Source organism: Streptomyces sp. 4N509B, assembly GCF_052245655.1.
GTDB lineage: Bacteria > Actinomycetota > Actinomycetes > Streptomycetales > Streptomycetaceae > Streptomyces.
On sequence record NZ_JBQQBZ010000023.1, the window covers coordinates 53,220 to 73,485 of the forward strand.

Sequence of the window (20,266 nt, forward strand, 5' to 3'; positions counted from 1 at the left end):
CAGGGGCAGCAGGGGTACAGCGAACGACCCCATCGGAGTAGGGCCGTTGCCGGCCTAGCGTGCCTGCCCGGGGTAGGTGCCGAACGACCACAGGTTGCCCTCGGGGTCGCGGACGGCGAACTCGCGGGAGCCGTAGTCCGTGTCCGCGAGCGGGCGGATGACGTCGGCGTTCCGTGCGACGACCCGCTCGTGCAGGGCGTCGGGGTCGGTGGTGACGACGTATCCGCCGGCCGTGCCGGGCTCCCGGGACCAGGCGCGGCCGGGGCGGTGGGTGCCGAGCATGATGCCGCCGCTGCCCTCCGGCCACAGCAGCTCGGCGTGGTCGACGACGTCGCCCTCACCGTGCCGTGCGGTCAGGACGAAGCCGAAGGTGTCCACGTAGTAGTCGATCAGCGCGGGGGCGTCGGTGGCCTGGAGCGTCAGCCACACGGTCGGGGTCGGGATCGGGGCCTTCGCAGTGTTCGCGGCGTTCGCGGCGTCGTTGTTCATGGGGCCAACTCTGGCCAGCCCGCGTGGCCCCCGTCTTGTATGTTTCGGAACTCCTCGGCCAGCCAGCCGCGCGGCGACGTCCCGGCGAACCGGCCGAACTCGTGTGTGAGGTGCGCCTGGTCGCAGTAGCCGCCGCGCGCGGCGACGGCGGCGAGATCGACCCGACCGCCTCGGCGTGCCGCGTCCGCCATCAGGGTGGTCGCGTGCTCGAAGCGCATCAGCGTCGCGACTGTCTTCGGCGAGCGGCCCACCTCCCGCCCGAAGAGCGTCGTCAGGTGTCGCGCGCTGAGCCCGACCCGTTCCGCCAGCGCGGCGACGGGGACCCGCCCCCGTTCGCGTGCCAGCAGCCGCCAGGCGTGCGCCACCTCGGGGCGCACCACGGCGCCGCCCCGGCTCCCCTCCCGGTCCCGGTCCCGTCGCGCCGCCTGGGCCCGGCACCAGTCGGTGACCAGCGCGAACGCCGCCCGCCACCCGCCGGCCGCCGTCGCGGCCCCGGCGACCCGCTCGCGTAGCTCCTCCACCCGGCGGCCCAGGACCGCCGTCCCGTCGAAGTCCGTCACGCTCAGCTCGGCCGCCGGCACCCCGAACAGCGCGCGGGCGGCGAGCGGGTGCACCGCCAGCTGCACCCCGGCCTGCCCGGGACGCTGCCTGACGTGGCTCGCGGCGACGTGCAGGCCGCCGAGGAGCACCGGGTGCGGACGCGCGGCCGGCAGCGCCTCGGCCGTGGCGGTGGCCTCGACGCCCTCGTCGAGGCTGAGGACGAACGTCAACGACGGCGACGGCAGGCCCCGGTGGACGTGCTCGGGAACGTCCAGCGCGCGGTAGCCCACCATCGACACGATCCCGGGCGCGCGGCCTCGGCTCGCCGCCGCCGCCACGGCGAACTCCCACCGGCCGCGAGCCGCCTCGTCGTCATCCCCGAACGCCACGCCTCCGACGCTAGCTCGCCTCTGTCGAAAGACAGAGGCGACGGGCGTCGACGGACAGATGTCCCGGCCCTCCGCCCGTTCCTAGCGTCGTGGGTGCGACAACACCAGCACATCGGCACAGGAGCGGGACGATGATCACCCTGGAGCGGCTCACCAAACGGTTCGGCGACAGCACCGCCGTGGACGACCTCACGGTCACCATCGGAGCCGGCCAGGTGACGGGCTTCCTCGGCCCCAACGGCGCGGGCAAGTCGACCACCATGCGGATGATCCTCGGCCTGGACCGCCCCACCGCCGGCCGGGCCCTCGTCACGGGCAGGCCCTACGGCGAGCTGCGCCACCCGCTGCGGGAGGTCGGCGCGCTCCTCGACGCGAAGGCGCTCCACCCGGGCCGCGCCGCCCGCACGCACCTGCGGGCGTTGGCCCGCACTCACCACATCCCGGCGCGGCGCGTGCAGCAGGTCCTCGACGTCGTCGGCCTCACCGACGTGGCGGGGCAGCGGTGCGGCGGGTTCTCCCTCGGCATGCACCAACGGCTCGGCATCGCGGCGGCCCTGCTGGGCGACCCGGGGGTGCTCGTCTTCGACGAGCCGGTCAACGGCCTCGACCCCGACGGCGTGCTGTGGATTCGTGGCCTGCTGCGGTCGCTGGCGGAGGAGGGGCGGACGGTCTTCGTCTCCAGCCACCTGATGAGCGAGATGGAGCTGATGGCCGACCGGGTGGTCGTGATCGGGAAGGGCCGGTTGATCGCGGACGCCCCGCTCGCCGAGGTGATCGCGTCGAGCTCGGCGGCGTCGACCGTCGTGGTGCGGTGCGCCGACGCGGCCGGGGGCGCCCGGCTGCGCGAGGGGGTCGTGGCGGGCGGCGGACGCGTCGAGCCGTCGAACGGGCCGGGCGGCGACGGCGGCCGGCTGGTCGTCTCCGGCCTTCCGATCGAGGAGGTCGGGCTGCTGGCCCACCGGCTCGGCGTCGCGCTGCTGGAGCTCAGCGCGCGGCAGGCGTCGCTGGAGCAGGCGTACATGGAGCTGACGGCCGACGCCACCCGTTTCACCGCCTCGTGACCGGCCCGAACCGACCAGCACCGTCCGACGCCACCGCGCCCACACCACCGCGCCCACACCACCGCACCCACACCACCGCACCCACACGACCGCACCCACGCCCACGAAAGGCACGCCGCCATGCCAGCCGCGCCCGCACACACGCCCGCTCACACGCCCGTTCCCTCCGCGCCCGCCGTTGACCGCTCGCCGCTGCTCGGCACGCTGGGGTCGGAGTGGACGAAGTTCTGGTCGGTGCGCTCGACGTGGTGGGCGCTGCTGAGCGCCCTCGTCCTGCTGGCGGGCTGCGCGGGCGTTCTCGGCATGGACTTCGCGAACGACGTCGAGTCCGGCGACGCCTCGGACGGGTCCACGATGGGCTTCGGCGAGCCGATGGCCAACGGGGTGCTCTTCGCCCAGTTCGGGGTGGTCGCCTTCGCGATGCTGACGGTGACGGCCGAGTTCGCGACCGGGGCGATGCGGACGACCCTCACGGCCGACCCCCGGCGCGGCCGGGTGCTGGCGGCGAAGACGGCGGTCGTGGCGGCGGTGACGGCCCCGTTCGCGCTGCTGCTCGCCCTGGTCGGCCTCGGGCTCGGCCACGCGACGCTGGGCTCGCACGGCGTGGGGGACGCCGCGTCGGGGGCGCGGGACGTCGTCGGCGTCGTGGTGTACCTGGTGCTCACGGCCGTGCTGACGGTGGGCGTGGGCGCGCTGCTGCGCAGCTCGGTCGGGACGTTGAGCGCCGTGTTGACGGTGATGATGGTGGTGCCGATGGTCGTCCGGATGAGCGGGACGCAGTACCTGCCGGGGGAGGCCGGGCTGACACTGCTGGGCATGATCTCCGCTGACGACGCCGCGCTCGGCCGGGCGGCGTCGGCCGCCGTCGTGGCGGCCTGGGCCGCCGCCGCCCAGCTCGGCGCCTACGTCGTCCTTCGCCGCCGCGACGTCTGACGCGCCCGACGCCCGACGCCCGACGCCCGACGTCGACGCCCGACGCCCGAAACGCCTAGGTCTCCAGCCGCTCGACCAGGCCGGCCTCGTACGCCACGACGGCGGCCTGGACGCGGTTGCGGATACCGAGGCGGCCCAGGATGGCGCGCACGTGGGTCTTCACGGTGCCCTCGGTGAGCCCGAGGCGTTGGCCGATCTCGCCGTTGGACAGGCCGGAGCCGAGCAGCGCCAGCACCTCCCGCTCGCGGGCGGTGAGCGTGCCGAGGCGCTCGGCGCCGTCCGGGCCCGGCTCCGGGAACAGCCGGCCCCGGCCGAGACGGCTGATGACCCGCTTCGTCACCCGTGGCGACAGGTACGCGGCGCCCTCCGCCGCCGCCCGGACGCCCGCGACCAGCTCCCTCGGGTCGCCGGTCTTCAGCAGGAACCCGGTGGCGCCGCTGTCGAGGGCCCGCGTGATGTAGGAGTCCTCGCCGAAGGTGGTGAGGATGACGACGGCGCAGTCCGGGAGGGCGCGCCGCAGCTCCGCCGTGGCGGCCAGCCCGTCGAGTCGCGGCATCCGGATGTCCAGCACGGCCACGTCGGGCCGGTGCCGCAGCCCCAGCTCGACGGCCTCCCGCCCGTCGCCGGCCTCCGCGACGACGTCGATCCCGGGGCCGGCGGTGAGGATCGCCCGCACCCCCGCGCGGATCAGCGGCTCGTCCTCGGCGAGGAGGACGCGCACGGGGCGCGGCGCGGGGCCGTCGGGCTCGGGAGTGGGCTCGGGGGCGGGCTCGGGGGCGGGCGCGGTCATGTCCGGAAGACTAGGCGTCCGCCGCGCCTGCCGCGTCCGCCGCCTCTCCCCGGGGCGGCTGGTGGGGGTGCACGACGCTGGTCCCACCAGGCGCCCGAGAGATAGAACCGTGCCATGCCAGGCTTCGAGATCACATCGATCGGTACGGTCCGGAACAACCGCACGGACGTCCAGCACACCGACAACTGGGGTGCCGTCCGCAGCACGATCACCATCGACGAGCGCTTCGGCGAGGCATGCCTCCAGGGCCTGGAGGGCTTCTCCCACGCGGAGATCCTCTTCGTCTTCGACCAGTTCCCGGAACGCGGGGACGAGGCCCACCGCGAACCCAGCCCCTACCGTGGCCGCCCTGACCTCCCGCCCGTCGGCGTCTTCGCCGGCCGGGGGCCCCGACGACCGAACCGCATCGGCGTGACGCGCTGCGCCATCGAGTCCGTCCGTGGCCGCGAGCTGACGGTGGTGGGCCTCGACGCGGTCTGTGGCACCCCGGTCATCGACGTGAAGCCGTTGATGGTGGAGTTCAGCGTCAGCGCGGTGGACATCAGGCAGCCGGCGTGGGTCAGCGACCTGATGGCGGACTACTTCCGGCCCTGAACGGCGTTCTCCACGGCGTTCCCCTGGGCGTTCCCCTCGGCGTCCTCCTCCAGCGGAAGCTCGTGGCGGGAGACGAGCAGGCCGTCGCGGAAGCACAGGCGGTAGACGTGGGTGGGGAAGAGGAGGCTCGACGCGTAGTACTCGCACCGGGCGCCGCGCGGCGCGGGGGGTTCGCGGGGCGGTCGTTCACCGGTCTGGCGGTCGGGGAGCGACGGGGCCAGCTCGGCGCGGGACTGGCCAACGCGGGCGCGCTCGTACACGTCCTCGTCCAGCTCGGGCGTGCCCCGGACGAAGAGCGACACCACGGCGGCGAACGCGACCGCCACGGCGACGAGGACGAGCGAGCGGGCGAACCGGCGCCGCAGCGTGTCCTGCTGCGCGATCCGTTCCGCCACGGCCGACGCCGTCGCCGACTCCGCCGTCTCCGCCGTCTCCGCAGGCCACGGCGCCCTCGGCACAGGCCCGGGGTGGTCCGGCCGGTGGGGGAGGCGCGCCTCGACGCGGAACCCGCCGTCCGCCGTGGCGACCGCCGCGAGCGTGCCGCCGAGGAGATGGGCCCGTTCCCGGATGCCGACCAGGCCGCGCCCGCTCCCCACGGCCGGTGACGCCGGCGGCGAGACCTCGGGCGGCGGGCCGTTGACGATCCTGACGGTGGTGTCCCCCCCGGACCCCTCGACCGTGATCCGCACGGGCGCCCCCGGGGCGTGCTTGGCGGCGTTGGTGAGCGCCTCCCGCGCGATGCGGTGCAGGGCCTGCTCCACCAACGGCGGGCGCCCGGCGCCGGACGCGGGGCCGGGCCGGTGCAGTGTCACGTCCATGCCGGAGGCGCGGCAGCGGTCAACCAGGTCGTCCAGGCCCTCCCCCACCGGGTCCGTGGGCGCGCCCCGGTCCTCCTCCTCGGTCTCCCGCAGCACGCCGATGATGTCGTGCAGGCGCTCCAGCGCCGCCGCCGTGCCCGAGCGCAGCTCGGCCACCCCGGCGCGCTGCTCCTCGTTCAGTCCGGCCGTGTACTCCAACGCGCCGGCACGGACGGCGAGCAGGCTCAGGTCGTGGCCGAGGGAGTCGTGCATCTCCTGGGCGATGCGGGCCCGCTCCCGCAGCCGCGTCTGCTCGGCGACGATGGCCTGTTCGCGCTCCAGCCGCGCCGCCCGTTCCCAGCCCGCCTGGCCCAGCGCGATCCGCTGACTCTGGTACCGCCCGACGAGCCACGCCGGCACGACGCTGACGAGCAGCTCGACCGGGAGGTTGGCCAGCTCGTGCACGGTCCCGGGGCGCGGCAGCGCGATCACGACCGGGACCGCCAGGGCCGCGAGCCACGCCAGCGGATGCCCGGGAGCCCGGCCCGGACGGCGGCCGGCGAGGAACGCGACGAGCCCCGCGACGGCGTAGAACCGCTCGTCCCACTGGGCGAGGGCCAGCCCGTACGCGAGGGCGGCGGGCGGGTGGGCGCGGTTGACGACGGCGGCCACCGCCGTGCCGGCGACGACCACCGCGACGTCCCGGAGCCGCGGCGGGAACGGCACGTTGATGCTCAGCATCCCGGCCAGCACCAGGCCCCACCACGTGAGGTCGGCCCACCGCCCCCTCACCCGCCGCCCCCTCACCCGCCGTCCCCTCACCCGCCGGCCACGGCCCTTCCCGCCCGTGCCCGCCGCCCCCGCCGCCCCCGGCGGAGCGAACCGGAACCTCCCGCGCCCGCCCGCCCGCTCGTCGATGCCCACGACCACGACGCTAGCGCGCGCTCCACGGGAGACCGGGGCGACGCCGGTAAACCTCCGGGCGTGAAAGTGGCAAGAAAGCGCCGTTCGCCACTCTGGTACGTCGAACGAGCATCACGATCTTGGAGTGCGCATGAGGTGGCCTACTCGACTCGCCGTGGCCCTGGGGGCCATGGCCCTGGTGGCGGGCTGTTCGAGCGGAGGCTCGTCCGAGCCGGGCGAGGACGCGGAAGGAACCGCCGGCGCGGGCGGGGGCGGTGAGCAGCGGGAGGAGCAGCAGACCCAGGAGTCCGAGGAGCCGGTCGCGCAGACCGGATTCGACGAGTGTGGGCTCTTCGAGCCGGCCGAACTGGCGGAGATCATCGGCGTCCCCGAGCTGTACGTCACCGAACGGTCGGCCGCCCCGCAGTGGGCCGGCGGGCGCCTGGCGGGCTGCGGCTACTACACGGACAACGTCCCGGGACTGGCCGACCTGACGATCTACACCGTGGGAGGCGCGAACGAGGACGAGCTCTTCGCGGCCTTCGAGGGGCGGGAGGCGGGTCCGGTGGAGGACCTCGGCGACCGTGCCGAGGTGGTGGCCATGTCCGCCCCGGGCGGCGTCCTCCGTTCGCGCGAGCTGAGGACGATCGACGGCGACGTCGGGCTGATCGTCACCATGGTCTACGGCGAGACGCCCGGCGGCTTCCCGGAGATCCCTGACGCCGAACTCGGCTCGGCGTTCGCCACGCTCGCCGTCCTCGCGCTGGAACGCGTCCCCGAGGAGCTGACCATCCTCGACGGCGAGCCCGAGGGACCGTGCGCCGGGATCGACCTGACGCAGGCGGCCGAGACGCTGGGCGAGGAACTGGTGACGGCGCGCGCCGTGTTGGATGACGCGGGCGGTTCGTTCTGTCAGTTCTCGGGTGACGAGGCGGAGCTGACCGTCAACGTGTTGACGGACGAGGAGGCCGCCGGCAACTGGAGTCCCGCGGCCGAGGAGATCACCCACCCCGACATCGGCGACGGGGCCCGCTTCAACTCCGACAGCGGCTACCTCGAAGCCAGGGTCATCCTGGGCGAGCGCGTCGTGGTCATCGAGTCCTCGCACACCGAGGCCATCGGCCTGCCGGAGACGCCCCGGCCGGAGGACGTGGAGCTGGTGCGCTCGATCGCCGCTTCCGTCTGAGCCGTGTCGCTGTGACGGGTGTCGCTGTGACGGCCTGGTCAGCCGGTCGGACGTGGCTGTCCCACGGCTGATCGCTGACGCGGGGTGGGACCGGATCGCGCCGCCGAATGTCGGCCGATCCGGTCCCTGGCGGGGTCCCTGGTGGGGCCCCTGGTGGACACGGCGCTGACCAGGGAGAAGGAGACCTAGCCGATCCGTTCGGCCAGGGCGACGATGATTCCCGAGGGGCCGCGGAGGTTGCAGAGCCGGTAGACGTTCTCGTACTCGGTCACCTCGCCGAGGAGTTCGGCGCCGTGGCGGCGCAGGCGGCTGATCGTGTCGTCGATGTCATCGACGGTGAACATGACACGGTGCAGGCCCAGCGTGTGGGGCGGCGGGTTGAGCGGTTCGGCGGTGATCGCCGCGGGGGTGTGGAACGTCGTCAGCTCCAGCTTTCCGTGGCCGTCCGGGGTGCGCATCATCGCGATGGCGCTGCTGACGCCGTCGAGGCCGAGCATCTGGTCCGGCACGGTTCCCTCGATCCGTGCCTCACCTTCCAGCTCCATGCCGAGCTCGGTGAAGAAGGCGACGGCGGCCGCCAGGTCGTCGACGACGATGCCCACGTTGTCCATCCGCTGAATCGTCACGGGGTGCTCCTTACGCGTCACGCGGTTCGTTCTGGCTACTGGTACACCCGGGACGGAGCCGGTGCCGCGTTCTCGACATCCGGACGCGACGAGTTCTTCTGGGTGCCTCACCTGGCCGGTGACCTCAGCCGGAGGCCGTCACGAGGCCCGCCTCGTAGGCGATGATCACGAGCTGCACCCGGTCGCGGGCGTCGAGCTTGGCGAGGAGGCGGGTCAGGTACGTCTTGGCGGTGGCGACGCTGAGGGTGAGCTCGTCGGCGATCTCGGCGTTGGACAGGCCCCGGCCGACGAGGGTCAGCACCTCGCGCTCCCGGTTGGTGAGGGTCCCGACGCGGGTCGCGCGCGGTGAGGCGGGCTTCGCCGTGGCGGGGGAGCGGCCGGTGAACTCCCTGATGAGGCGGCGCGTCACGCTCGGGGCGATCAACGCGTCCCCGGCGGCGACGACGCGGACGGCGGCGAGGATGTCGTCGAGGGCCATGTCCTTGACGAGGAAGCCGGAGGCGCCGGCGTGCAGCGCCCCGTAGACGTAGTCGTCGTCGTCGAAGGTCGTCAGGACGAGGACACGCGGCGATCCGCCGCCGGCGCCGGCGCCGCTCGCGTCCGTCGTTTCGGTCACGTCGGTCACGTCGGTCAGGGCCCTTGTGCCGGCGGTGATCTGGCGGGTGGCCTCGATGCCGTCCGTGCCGGGCATCCGCAGGTCCATCACGACGACGTCGGGGACGAGCCGCCGCGTCAGCCGCACCGCCTCCGCGCCGTCGGACGCCTCCCCGACGACCTCGATGTCCTCGGTGTCGGTGATCACCATCGTCAGGGCCGCCCGGACCAGGGGTTGGTCGTCGGCGAGCACCACGCGGATCGTCATCGGACCTCGGCCCCCGTCCCGGCCCCCGTTCCGGCCCTGGCCGTGACCCCGGCCGGGACCCCGGCCGCGCCATGGCCCGTGATCCCGGCCTCGACGGGCAGCCGGGCCGTCACCAGGAAGCCGCTCCCCGGGCGCGGCCCGGCCGCGAAGTCACCGTGCAGGAGGGCGACGCGCTCCCGCATGCCGAGGAGCCCGTATCCCGAACCGGCGACGGCGCCTCCCTCACCGGCCCCGCCCCCCGCGCCGTCGTCGGACACCTCGACGACCAGCTCGTCCTCCCGCTGGTCGACGGTCACGTGGCAGGAGCCGGCGCCCGAGTGGCGGACGGCGTTGGTCACCGCCTCCTGGATGATCCGGAACGCCGCGAGGTCCACCTCGCCCGGCAGCGGCCGGCCCTCGCCCCGCCACGTGACGTCCACACCGAAACCGGCGGCCGTGGTCGTCGCGGCGAGCCGTGGCACGTCCGACAGCCGGCCGCCCGCGCCCCACCCCACCGGCCCCGCCGCCGTCCCCGGCCCCATGCGGTCCCCGCCGCCCTCGCCCTCGGCGTCGGCCTGGCGCAGCGAGCCCAGCATCCGCCGCAGCCCCGCCAACGTCTCGCGCCCCGCCCGCTCCACCGTGAGCATCGCCTCCCGCGCCTTCTCCGGCTGCGTCCCGACGACGCGCGCCGCGGCGCCGGCCTGGAGGGCGATGACGCCGATGCTGTGGGCGACGGTGTCGTGCATCTCGCGGGCGATGCGCAGCCGTTCCGCCGTCACCGCCTGGGCGGCGGCGCGGGCGTTCAGCTCCCTGGTGTGGGCGCGGGCCTGGTGGACCGAGTTGCCGACGAGCCAGGCGACCGCGACGGTCAGCGCCACGTACGGCTCGGCCACCGTGCCGGAGTGCGTCCCCGCGACCGCCCGCGTCACCCCGTAGGCCGCCAGCATCCCCACCGCCACGCCCGCCGCCACCAGCGACTCGCGCCGCCCCCGGGTCGCGGCGACGTACGCCACCACGACGTCGACCGCCAGGAACTGGAGGGTCGGCACCTCGTCCTGCCGCCACGCGAGCGTCGAGACGACCGTGCCGGCGACCACCAGCCCGTAGGCCAGCAGGGTGCGGCGGCGCAGCAGCGCGCTGCCGACCAGGACGAGGGCGAAGGCGAGGGCGAGGAGCAGCCGGGCGCTGAGGGGGCGCAGCCCGTCCTCGGGGTAGTCGAGCGAGTATCCCCGCGCGGGCGGGTACACCACGTACCGGAGGATGGGCTCCACCGCCGCGACGAACCACACCAGCGCCGTCCACAGGCCCGGCGGCACGCGTTTGAGCAGGGGCGACGGCGGGGGCGGCGAACCAGGGCCAGACATGCCGCGATCGTAGACACACAGCGTCGAACCGGTCATCCGACCGGGGCTGTACGACCGGGGTCGACCCAGGCCGCCACCAACTGTCAGCGTCGGTCCGACGACGGCGCGGGGTCGCCGCGGGCACCGTTGGCGGCATGATCGAAGTCAACGGGCTCACCAAGCGATACGGCCGCACGGGCCGCACGCGCCGCACCGGGCGCGACGGGGGCGACGGGGGCGCCGGCCGCCGCGACCGCGGCACGACGGCCGTCAGGGACCTGAGCTTCACCGTGCTGCCCGGCCGCGTCACCGGCTTCCTCGGGCCGAACGGCGCCGGCAAGTCCACCACGCTGCGCCTGATCCTCGGCCTCCAGACACCCACCAGCGGCACCGTCACGGTCAACGGCCGCCCCTTCGGCGAGCGGGCGCGCGGCCTGCGCCACGTCGGCTCGCTGCTCGACGCGCACGAGGTGCACGGCGGGCGCAGCGCCCGCGCCCACCTCGCCGCCCTCGCCCGTGGCAACCGGATCCCCCGCGACCGCGTCGAGCGGGTGCTGCGGGAGGTCGGGCTGGCCGAGGCGGCCGGGCGCCGCGTCGGCGGCTTCTCGCTCGGCATGAAACAGCGGCTCGGCATCGCCTCCGCGCTGCTCGGCGACCCGCCGGTGCTGCTCTTCGACGAGCCGCTCAACGGCCTGGACGCCGAGGGCGTTCGCTGGGTGCGCGGCCTCTTCCGGCGGCTCGCCGCCGAGGGGCGCACCGTGTTCGTCTCCAGCCACCTGATGTCGGAGATGGAGCACACCGCCGACCACCTCGTCGTCATCGGCCGCGGCGAACTCGTCGCGGCGGAGAGCCTGGCCGCGTTCTCCGCCCGCGGCGCCCGGCAGCACGTCACCGTCACGACGACCGCCACGGACGCCCTGCGCCGTCTCCTGGCGGCCGAGCCGGGCGTGCGGGTGCGCGTCGAGGGCGAACAGCTCACCGTGACGGGCCTGACGGCGAGCCGCGTCGGGGAGACGGCCCAGCGCCACGGCATCCCGCTCCAGGAGCTGACCACCCGCTCGGCCTCCCTGGAGGAGGCCTTCATGGCGCTCACCGCCGACCGCGTCCAGTACCCCGCGGGAGCGGCGGAGCCGACGGGAGACGCCCGATGACCACCCTCCGCTCCGTGACCCGGCCGCCCGCCGACCACCACGCCGTGGTCGAGCCCCGCCCGCGCTTCGTCGACCTCCTCGCCGCCGAGTGGATCAAGCTCCGCTCGCTGCGCTCGACGTGGATCGCCTACGCCTGCACGGCCGTGGCCGTCGTCGCGTTCAACGTCGGCAGCGCCTACGACGCGGTCAGCCACTGGCAGGAGGCGGACGCGGCGTACCGGGCGGAGTACCTCCGCGACGGGATCCCGTTGCAGCACGCCTTCACGGCGAACTCCGCGACGCTCCTGGCCCTGGCCCTGACCGTCCTCGGAGCCCTCGGTATCGTCGGCGAGTACGGCACCGGCACCATACGCACCACCTTCGCGGCCGTGCCGGCACGCCGCTCGGTGATGGCGGCGAAGGCGGCCGTCGTCGCGCTGGCCACCACGGTCTTCGGGCTGCTCGTCGCGGCCACCTCGTTCCTGCTGACCCAGGCCGTGCTCGACGGGAAGGACGTGGGCCTGTCCATCGGGGACGCGGGCGCGCCGCGCGTCGTGCTCGCCTCGGCGCTGCTCGCCCCGGTGTGCGCGCTCACCGGCCTGGCGCTCGGCGCCGCCCTCCGGTACACGGCGACCACCATGGTCGTCTCGGTGCTCGTCGTCCTGGTGCTTCCCATCAGCCTCACGGACGGCCGGCACTGGTCGGCGGTGGCCGCCCACACGCTGCCGTTCGAGGCGTGGCTGCGCCTCACCCTGGTCAACGACAACAACCCCACCGCGTACCCGTGGACCACGGGCGGGGCCTGGACGGTCTACGGGGCCTGGGCCGTGGCGGCGACGGCCGTCGCCGTCGTCAGCGTCCACCGCCGCGACCACTGAACCGCTCCCCGCGCCTCGGATCCCGGATCCCGGATCCCGGATCCGTCGTCGTTTCGTCGCCCCCGCTTCCCAGAGCTGTAACAGTCGGTTCACCGGCGCGTGCCGGAGGCTGCCCCGGGGCTAGTCTGCGCTGACGCTCAACCGGGCCTGACCGCACGCCCGTTGGCGAACACGAACTGCGTACGAACGATCGGGGGATGTCATGCGTACAGCGCTGCGCTGTGCTCTGCCTGCCGTCGCCGTGATGGCGGCCTTAGCACTGACCGGGTGTGGCGACGGGGGCGAGGGCTCCGACGAGGACCCGTCGGCCGGAGGCGGCATTGAGGCCACGGAGTCCGCCGAGCCCACCGAGTCCGCCGAGCCCACCGAGGACGCCGCGACGGACCCGGGGGACGGCTCGACGAGCCCCGGTCCCGAGGAGACCGGCTCCGAGGGAGACACCGGAGGGCTCGACCTCGGCATCGCCACGGAGCTTGAGGGAACGTGGGCCTCCGGCGACAGCACGCTGACGTCGACGATGGCGACGCTGTCCTTCACGAGCCCCACCAGCGGCGAGTGCGAGGGCGTCGCGACCGACGCCGACATCGTGCTGACCACCTGCGAGCTGCTGGACGCGACGGACCCGGTCGCCTACATGTCCATGAACGGCACCTACGCGGTGAACGGCGACGCGCTCACGGTCACCTGGCTGGACGGCAGGAGCGAGGAGTACACCCGGCAGTGACGCGGCGCGCGGCGAAGCGCGCGACGAGGTCGACGTCCCACGGCAGCCCGGCCGTGGGACGTCGCCGTGTGCGGCCGTGTGCCGGCGTCGTGCGCCGGCCGTGTCCGTGTCCGTGTCCGTGTCCACCGATCGGTGGACACCAGGTTCAACCGGCCGATGCTGTCGGCGGAAACCCCCCTCCGACCAGCATCTTCCTCATGAGAAACCTTCCCGTACGCATGGCCCGGTGGAGCGCCGGGCACCCCTGGCGGGCGATCGCCGGCTGGTTCCTGTTCGTGGCCGTCTGCCTGGGTGCGGGCCTCACGGTCGGGTCCCACCCCGCGACCACGGAGGACTTCCGCGTCGGCGAGGCGGGCCGGGCCGAGGCGATGGCCGCCGAGGGCGGACTCCAGCAGCGGCCCGTCGAGCGGGTGCTGATCACCGCCCCGGCCGACAGCCCCGCCGACGCCGGACACGCCCTGGACATGGCGGCGGCCGAGGAGGCGGCCCGCGACGTCGCCGACCGCATGGCCCGGCTGCCCGAGGTGCTGTCCGTGGCGGAGCCGGTCCGTTCGGCCGACGGTTCCGCGCTCCGCGTCGACGTCACGATGCGCGGTGAGGAACGCGACGGCCCGAACCACGTCGCGCCGTTGCGGGCCGTCACCACCGAGGTGCAGCGCGACCACCCCGAGCTGTGGGTGGAGCAGACCGGCAGCCCCTCGATCAGCGACGGCGTCGCCGAACAGCGCGGCGACGACCTCGCCCGCACCGAGCTGATCGCCCTGCCGATCACGCTCCTGACGCTGCTGTTCGTCTTCCGCTCCGTCGCGATGGCGGCCGTGCCGCTGCTGCTGGCGCTCACCGCCATCGTCGCGGCCGTCGGCCTGTCGATGCTGGCCTCGCACGCCTTCCCCGACGCGGGCGTCGGCGCCAACGTCATCCTGCTGATCGGCCTGGCCGTCGGCGTCGACTACACGCTCTTCTACCTGAAGCGGGAACGGGAGGAACGGGCGCGCGCCGGCGGCCGGCTGAGCCCCCAGGCCGTCGTGGAGCTGGCGGCGGCCACCGCGGGCCGGGCCGTGGCGCTCTCGGGCCTCGCGGTCGCCGTCTCCAGCGCGACGCTGTACCTCGCGGACGACGTCATCTTCTCGTCCATCGCCACGGCCGCGATCGTCGTCACGCTCGTGGCCGTCGTGAGCTCGCTGACCGTGCTGCCCGCCCTGCTGGCCACGCTCGGCGCCCGCGCCGAACGGCGCGCCGCACGCCGGGCCAGCCGCCGCGCGGCCGCCCGTGGCCAGCAGCCGTCCGCCGAACGCTCCCCGTCCGCCGAACGCTCCACGGGCCGCGCGGCGGCGGCGTCGCGGCGCGCCGAGGACGGGGAACCCGGGCGGTTCACCCGCGCCGTGCTGCGCCCCACCGTCCGCCACCCCGCCGCCACGCTGCTCGTCTCCGCCCTCGCCATGGTCGGCCTCTCCCTCCCCCTCCTCGGCCTCCACCTCACCGACATGGGCCGCGAGACCCACTCCCGCGAGATCCCCGCCATGCAGACCTACGACCGCCTCAACGCGGCGTTCCCCGAGCTCAAGGCGATGCACCAGGTCGTCGTCCACGCCGACGCCGCCCACGCCGACGCCGTGACGGACGCCCTGCGCGCACTGGCCCGCCGCGCCGAGTCCGACCCGGCCCTCGCCGGCGCGCTCGCCGGCACCGCCGAGCTGCGCACCTCGCCCGACGGGCGGACCAGCCTCCTCGAACTGCCCGTGCCCCACCACGTGAGCGAGGAGCCCGCGCTGCGGTCCCTGGAGCGGATCCGCGAGGACCACGTGCCCGCCACCGTCGGACAACTCGCCCCGTCCGTCGGCGCCGAGACCGCCGTGACCGGCGACGTCGCCCGCTACGCCGACTACCCCGAGCACCAGAAGCAGAAGCTGCCGCTGATCGTCGGCGCGCTGCTGCTGGCGACGTTCGCCGTCACCGTGTGGGCGTTCCGCTCCGTGGTCCTCGGCCTGGTCGGCATCGTGCTGAACCTGCTGTCGGCCGCGGCCTCCCTCGGCGTGCTGGTCTGGGTCTTCCAGGGCACCTGGGCCGAGGGCGTCCTCGACTTCGACTCCACGGGCTCGATCGGCTCCCGCGTGCCGCTGTTCCTCTTCGTGATCCTCTTCGGGCTCTCGATGGACTACCAGGTCTTCGTCATCAGCCGCGTCAGGGAGGCCGTGCTGAACGGCGTCCCGACCCGGCAGGCCGTCCTCGACGGGCTCCACCGCTCGGCCTCGGTCGTGACGAGCGCGGCGTTCGTGATGGTGACGATCTTCGCCAGCTTCGTGGGCCTGCACATCATCGAGATGAAGCAGATCGGCTTCAGCCTGGCGGTGGCGGTGCTGCTCGACGCCTTCGTCGTCCGCGTCGTGATGCTCCCGGCGCTGATGCTGCTGCTGGGCGAGGCGAGCTGGTGGCCCTCGCGTGGGGCGCGGTGGGCGCGGTGGGCACGGCGGGCGCGGCGGGGGAGCGGCGGCACCGAGGCCGTCGCCGCGGGCGACGCGGAGAACTCCACCGCGAGCGCCGCCGGGAACACCCCCGCGAGTGCCCCCGCGAGCGACGCCGGCGAGCCGACGCCGCCGCGAGCGGCCACCGTAGGCTGACCGGCATGAGCCAACGGTCCGAGGCCGGCGACTGGCTGGGGATCGGCCGGGCACGCGCCTGGTACGCCGCCGTGTGGGTGGTCCTCGGCCTGTGCCCGCCACTCCTCGCCGTCGCGGACGACGGCGGCCGTGCCCGGTTCGCGACCCTGGCGCTGATGCCGCTCCTCGGCCTCGCCTACGCGCTCGTCGGCCTCCGCCGGGCAACCGGCTGCTGCGCCCCCGCGCCTACCTGTGGCTGCTGGTCGTGGGCCTCGGCGCGATGGCCGCGCTGCCGGGCGGCGGCGCAGCGCTCCTCCTCGTGTCCCTGCCGCAGTTCTGGATCGTCGCGTCGGGGCCGAGGCAGGCGGTCGGTCACAGCGGCGCCGCGACGCTTGCGACCGTGCTCGGCAGCACCCTCCACCAGGGCTGGAGCCCCGACTTCGGCACCGGCGACGTCGTCGCCGCCGTCGCGGGATACGCGGGGTCGGTCCTCCTCGGGCTGTGGCTGCACCGGATCGTCGAGCGGAGCGAGGAGCGCACCGCGCGGCTCGCCGCCGAACTCGCCGAGGCCCAGCGGGAGCTGGCCGAGGCCCACCGGCGGCAGGGCGCCACGGAGGAGCGGGCGAGGCTCGCCCGGGACATCCACGACACCCTCGCCCAGGGGCTCGCCTCGATCGTCGTCCTCGCGGAGGCCGCCCGCACGGGGCTCGACGACGGCGGACCCGACGGCGACGGCGACGGCGGATCGGACGGCGACGGCGGCTCCGGGCGCGGCGCCCGGCGGCTGCGGTCGATCCAGCAGTTGCGGTCGATCGAGAGGACCGCCCGCGAGAACCTCGCCGAGGCACGGCTCCTGGTCGGCTCGGCCGAACCGGGGGAGGCCGCCACGGGCCTGGCCGGCGGCGGCGCCGCCGAGGGCGGCCCCGTCGCGCCCGCCCTGCGGCGGACGGTGGACCGCTTCGCCGAGGACACCGGGATCGCCGTCGCCGCCGAGCTGCCCGAGGACGTCGTCTGCGACCGGCCCGGCAGGATCGCGCTGCTGCGTTGCCTCCAGGAGTCGCTGGCCAACGTGCGCAAGCACGCCGCCGCCTCCACGGTCACCGTCGTCCTCACCGGCACCCCCGGTGCCGCGGCCGGGGACGCCGGCACCGTCGAGCTGGAGATCACCGACGACGGCCGCGGCTTCGTGGTCGCCGACGCCCACGGCTTCGGGCTGGACGGCATGCGCAGGCGGCTGGCGGAGCTCGGCGGCGAACTCGGCGTCACGAGCTCGATCGGGGACGGCACCCGCGTCCTCGCCCTCCTGCCCACGAACCTTCCCACGAACCTTCCCACCAACGTTCCCACGAACAGCGAGGCGTGAGATGCCCCCACCCGCCACGGACGCCACCGACGCCACGCACCCCCCGGACGAGAGCCGTAGCGGCCCTCGCCTGCGGATCGTCCTGGTCGACGACCACACGGTGATGCGCGCCGGCCTCGTCGCCCTGCTGGCGGCCGAGCCCACCATCGAGGTCGTCGGCGAGGCCGGCAACGGCCGGGACGCCGTCGACCTCGTGCGGCGCCTCGAACCCGACGTGGCCCTGGTCGACCTGCGGATGCCCGTCCTCGACGGCGTCGGCGCCACCGCCGAGATCGTCGCGGGCCCGACCCCGACCCGGGTGTTGATCCTCACCACCTACGACACCGACAGCGAGATCGAGCGCGCCGTCGAGGCCGGCGCCACCGGCTACCTGTTGAAGGACGCCACCCGCGAACAGCTCGTCGACGCCGTCCGCACCGCCGCCAGGGGCGAGACCGTCCTCGCCCCGCGCGTCGCCCGTCGCCTCGTCGCCCGCATGCGGCGGCCGGAGCCCGTGGCCCTGACCGCGCGGGAGCGGGAGGTGCTGGCGGGGGTCGCCGACGGCCTGTCGAACGCGCAGATCGGCGGGCGCCTGGTCATCGCGGAGGCCACCGTCAAGACCCACCTGCTGCGGATCTTCGCGAAGCTGGACGTCAGCGACCGCACCCGCGCGGTCGTCGTGGCGATGGAGCGCGGACTGTTCACCGATCCGGTATCGAAGCGTTCCCCCGAGTAGTCGTCAACGACTGGACGGGGCCGCCGCGATCGCCGACGCTGTATGGCGGCACCGATGCCGTAGGGCGCACCGACGACCGGGAACGGGGAGGCCAGGCGTGGAAGCCTTGGAGCCGGACGATCCGACGACCATCGGCCCTTACCGGCTGTTGGGCTGGCTCGGCTCGGGCGGCATGGGGAGGGTGTACCTGGGGCGGTCCGGCAGCGGCCGGACGGTCGCCGTCAAGGTCGTCCACAGCGACCTGGCGCGCGACCCCGAGTTCCGGCGCCGCTTCCGCGCCGAGGTCGAGGCCGCGCGGCGCGTCAGCGGCGTGTGGACGGCGCCGGTGCTGGAGGCCGACACCGAGTCCACCGTCCCCTGGGTCGCCACGGGGTACGTCGCGGGCGCCCCGCTGCGGCAGGTCGTGAACCCCGACCTCCACGGCCCGCTGCCGGAACAGACGGTGTGGGCGCTGGCGTTCGGCCTGGCGCACGCGCTGACGGAGATCCACGACAGCGGGCTGATCCACCGCGACCTGAAGCCGTCGAACGTGATGGTGACGCTGGAGGGCCCGAAGGTCATCGACTTCGGCATCGCGCGGGCCGTCGACGCCAGCGTCGTGACCCGGACGGGCGGCACGCTCGGCTCCCCCGGGTACATGCCGCCGGAGCAGATCACCAACGACCAGCCCCTGACGGGCGCGGTCGACGTGTTCGCGCTGGGGGCGGTGCTGGCGTACGCGGCCACCGGGGTCCAGCCGTTCTCGTGGGACGAGGCGCACCTGCACACCGTGCAGTACCGGGTGATGAACCTCGAACCGCACCTCGGGCCCGAGGACGGCCCGCTGGGCGGCGAGCTGCGCGCGCTGGTCGCGCGGTGTCTGGCGAAGGACCCGGCGCAGCGGCCGGCGTTGGCGGAGATCATCCCGCTCGCGGAGGCGCGGGCGGGCACGGCGTTCTGGCTGCCGCAGGGCCTCACGGCCTGGCTGGGGCGGAACGCGACGAAGCTGCTGGACCTCGACGGGCCGCCGGCGCCGGTCATGCCCGGCGCCGCGGCGCACGTCGCCGGACCGTCCTCCGTGCCGTCGGCGCCCGGCGCACCGTCGGCGATCCCCGGCGACACGACGTTCCCCTCGGGCCACCACACCCCGCCCGTGCCGCGGACCCCGGCGACTCCGGTGACGCCGGTGACCCCGGGGATGCCGGTGCTCCCGGGGATGCCGGCGCCTCCAGGAGGTCCAGGAGGTCCAGGAACTCCGGGGACGCCCCCGACGCCCGTCCACCCTCCCCGCGTCTCCGGACTCCCCGCGCCTCCCGTCTGGCGCCGCCCACGCGTCGCGCTCGCCGCCGCCGCGGGCGCCGTCGCGCTCGCCCTCACGGCGTGGATCGTGGTGGCGAACGGCGGCGAGGGCGGCGGCGGCGCCCAGGCGGGCGACTCCGGCGGGAACGGGGGCGGTTCCTCGCAGGAGGTCGACGACGGCGAGGGCGCCGCCGGCGGGAACGGCGACGAGGGCGGGCCCGACGCAGGCGCGGACGCGCCGCTGGCCCACCGCGTACCGCGGGAGGTGCGTGACGCCGGCGGCATCACCGTGCACAGCGCGGACAGGGACGGCGATCCGATCCTCTCCCTGCCGGAGGGCGGGGACGTCCCGGTGGGCTTCGAGGTCGACCTGGTCGAGGAGATGGCGGCACTGCTCGGCGTGCCGGTCACCTACGCCCAGCCGACCGAGGAATGGCCCGAGGCCGTCGAGGAGGCGATCGGGGCGGCCGGCGACGACGGTGCCTGGCACATCGCGCTCGCCACCCTCGCCGAGGACGAGGTCGAAGGGGAGAACCTGGACGTCGGGATGGTCGAGCACTACCGCGACGGCTGGTCCGTGCTGAGCGATGACCCGAACCGGAGCGGTGACCTCGCCGACCTGTGCGGCCTGACCGTGGTCACCTACGACGGCGACGTGAACACGGACGCGGTGCGGAGCAACACCGAGCACTGCGAGAACCGACCCCGGGTACGGACCTTCGGCTCCCGCGACGACATGGTGGACGCCATCCAGGCGGGCGACGCCGACGTCGCGATGCTCACCTACACCAAGGCGGCGGGGTGGATCCGCGAGAACCCGGACGAGGGCATGTACGTCGCGCCCGGCTCCCTCGGCACCCGGGGCATCGCGGTCCCCGAACGGCACGGCGAACTGGAGATCGTCCTCCTCACCGCCCTGGACATGCTCCAGGAGAACGGCACGTACGCCGAACTGCTGGACCGCTGGAGCATCCCCGAGGCGGCCGTCGACTGAGGCGTGTTCACCTTGAAAACCCTGGTCAGGACTCTGGCGCGGCCGGGTTGGAGCGGCTCCCCCTGATCGAGGATCCCCCGGCCTCCTCGTCGCTT

The 20,266-nt window shown here is 74.8% G+C and carries 18 protein-coding genes; 11 read left to right on the top strand and 7 right to left on the bottom strand.

The annotated features are described in order from the left end of the window. Positions 1-54 precede the first annotated feature (54 nt). Positions 55-489: a VOC family protein gene (locus tag ACTWP5_RS20725; protein WP_443222532.1), complete on the bottom strand. Its 435-nt coding sequence runs from the start codon at positions 487-489 to the stop codon at positions 55-57. After that, the gene (locus ACTWP5_RS20730; protein WP_443222533.1) at positions 486-1,418 is read right to left on the bottom strand and encodes a helix-turn-helix domain-containing protein; all 933 of its coding nucleotides are present in this window, start codon (positions 1,416-1,418) and stop codon (positions 486-488) included. Before ACTWP5_RS20730 ends, ACTWP5_RS20725 begins: the two co-directional genes overlap by 4 nt. 131 nt (positions 1,419-1,549) lie before the next feature. Here ACTWP5_RS20730 and ACTWP5_RS20735 point away from each other — a divergent pair, with 131 nt between their 5' ends. Both ACTWP5_RS20735 and ACTWP5_RS20740 read left to right on the top strand, forming a co-directional pair. Continuing rightward, positions 1,550-2,479: an ATP-binding cassette domain-containing protein gene (locus ACTWP5_RS20735; protein ID WP_443222534.1), complete on the top strand. Its 930-nt coding sequence runs from the start codon at positions 1,550-1,552 to the stop codon at positions 2,477-2,479. A 120-nt stretch (positions 2,480-2,599) separates the two neighbouring features. Continuing rightward, complete coding sequence (locus tag ACTWP5_RS20740; protein WP_443222535.1) at positions 2,600-3,412, top strand: hypothetical protein; 813 nt, start codon at positions 2,600-2,602, stop codon at positions 3,410-3,412. A 55-nt stretch (positions 3,413-3,467) separates the two neighbouring features. Here ACTWP5_RS20740 and ACTWP5_RS20745 read toward each other — a convergent pair whose 3' ends face one another. Next, complete coding sequence (locus ACTWP5_RS20745; protein WP_443222536.1) at positions 3,468-4,202, bottom strand: response regulator; 735 nt, start codon at positions 4,200-4,202, stop codon at positions 3,468-3,470. Positions 4,203-4,316: 114 nt separating this feature from the next. On the opposite strand from ACTWP5_RS20745, the gene ACTWP5_RS20750 reads away from it, so the two are divergent. Beyond that, complete coding sequence (locus ACTWP5_RS20750; protein WP_443222537.1) at positions 4,317-4,796, top strand: SAM-dependent methyltransferase; 480 nt, start codon at positions 4,317-4,319, stop codon at positions 4,794-4,796. Here ACTWP5_RS20750 and ACTWP5_RS20755 read toward each other — a convergent pair. After that, on the bottom strand, positions 4,781-6,385 hold the full coding sequence (locus ACTWP5_RS20755) for a sensor histidine kinase (RefSeq protein ID WP_443222538.1): 1,605 nt from the start codon (positions 6,383-6,385) through the stop codon (positions 4,781-4,783). The genes ACTWP5_RS20750 and ACTWP5_RS20755 overlap by 16 nt on opposite strands. A gap of 262 nt (positions 6,386-6,647) precedes the next feature. Here ACTWP5_RS20755 and ACTWP5_RS20760 point away from each other — a divergent pair, with 262 nt between their 5' ends. Further along, positions 6,648-7,682: a hypothetical protein gene (locus ACTWP5_RS20760; RefSeq protein WP_443222539.1), complete on the top strand. Its 1,035-nt coding sequence runs from the start codon at positions 6,648-6,650 to the stop codon at positions 7,680-7,682. A gap of 185 nt (positions 7,683-7,867) precedes the next feature. On the opposite strand, the gene ACTWP5_RS20765 is transcribed toward ACTWP5_RS20760, so the two are convergent. The 3 genes from ACTWP5_RS20765 to ACTWP5_RS20775 form a co-directional block, all read right to left on the bottom strand. Continuing rightward, a complete protein-coding gene (locus tag ACTWP5_RS20765; RefSeq protein WP_443222585.1) occupies positions 7,868-8,293 on the bottom strand; it encodes a VOC family protein in 426 nt (141 codons plus the stop codon). Positions 8,294-8,432: 139 nt separating this feature from the next. Next, positions 8,433-9,170, bottom strand: coding sequence for a response regulator transcription factor (locus ACTWP5_RS20770; RefSeq protein ID WP_443222540.1), 738 nt, complete (start codon positions 9,168-9,170; stop codon positions 8,433-8,435). Further along, positions 9,167-10,513, bottom strand: a complete 1,347-nt coding sequence (locus ACTWP5_RS20775; protein WP_443222541.1) for a sensor histidine kinase — start codon at positions 10,511-10,513, stop codon at positions 9,167-9,169. The genes ACTWP5_RS20770 and ACTWP5_RS20775 overlap by 4 nt, the downstream gene beginning before the upstream one ends. 134 nt (positions 10,514-10,647) lie before the next feature. On the opposite strand from ACTWP5_RS20775, the gene ACTWP5_RS20780 reads away from it, so the two are divergent. The 7 genes from ACTWP5_RS20780 to ACTWP5_RS20810 all read left to right on the top strand — a co-directional run bounded on the left by ACTWP5_RS20780 (position 10,648) and on the right by ACTWP5_RS20810 (position 20,171). Continuing rightward, a complete protein-coding gene (locus ACTWP5_RS20780; protein ID WP_443222542.1) occupies positions 10,648-11,643 on the top strand; it encodes an ATP-binding cassette domain-containing protein in 996 nt (331 codons plus the stop codon). Continuing rightward, a complete protein-coding gene (locus tag ACTWP5_RS20785) occupies positions 11,640-12,500 on the top strand; it encodes an ABC transporter permease (RefSeq protein WP_443222543.1) in 861 nt (286 codons plus the stop codon). Before ACTWP5_RS20780 ends, ACTWP5_RS20785 begins: the two co-directional genes overlap by 4 nt. A 244-nt stretch (positions 12,501-12,744) precedes the next feature. Next, positions 12,745-13,224: a hypothetical protein gene (locus ACTWP5_RS20790; protein WP_443222544.1), complete on the top strand. Its 480-nt coding sequence runs from the start codon at positions 12,745-12,747 to the stop codon at positions 13,222-13,224. Between the two features lie 197 nt (positions 13,225-13,421). Further along, complete coding sequence (locus tag ACTWP5_RS20795; protein ID WP_443222545.1) at positions 13,422-15,842, top strand: MMPL family transporter; 2,421 nt, start codon at positions 13,422-13,424, stop codon at positions 15,840-15,842. 244 nt (positions 15,843-16,086) lie between these two features. Beyond that, positions 16,087-17,184: a sensor histidine kinase gene (locus tag ACTWP5_RS20800; RefSeq protein WP_443222546.1), complete on the top strand. Its 1,098-nt coding sequence runs from the start codon at positions 16,087-16,089 to the stop codon at positions 17,182-17,184. A gap of 1 nt (position 17,185) precedes the next feature. Then, entirely contained in the window at positions 17,186-17,899 is a 714-nt protein-coding gene (locus ACTWP5_RS20805; RefSeq protein WP_443222547.1) for a response regulator, read from the top strand. A gap of 97 nt (positions 17,900-17,996) precedes the next feature. After that, a complete protein-coding gene (locus tag ACTWP5_RS20810) occupies positions 17,997-20,171 on the top strand; it encodes a protein kinase domain-containing protein (RefSeq protein WP_443222548.1) in 2,175 nt (724 codons plus the stop codon). Positions 20,172-20,266: the final 95 nt, after the last annotated feature.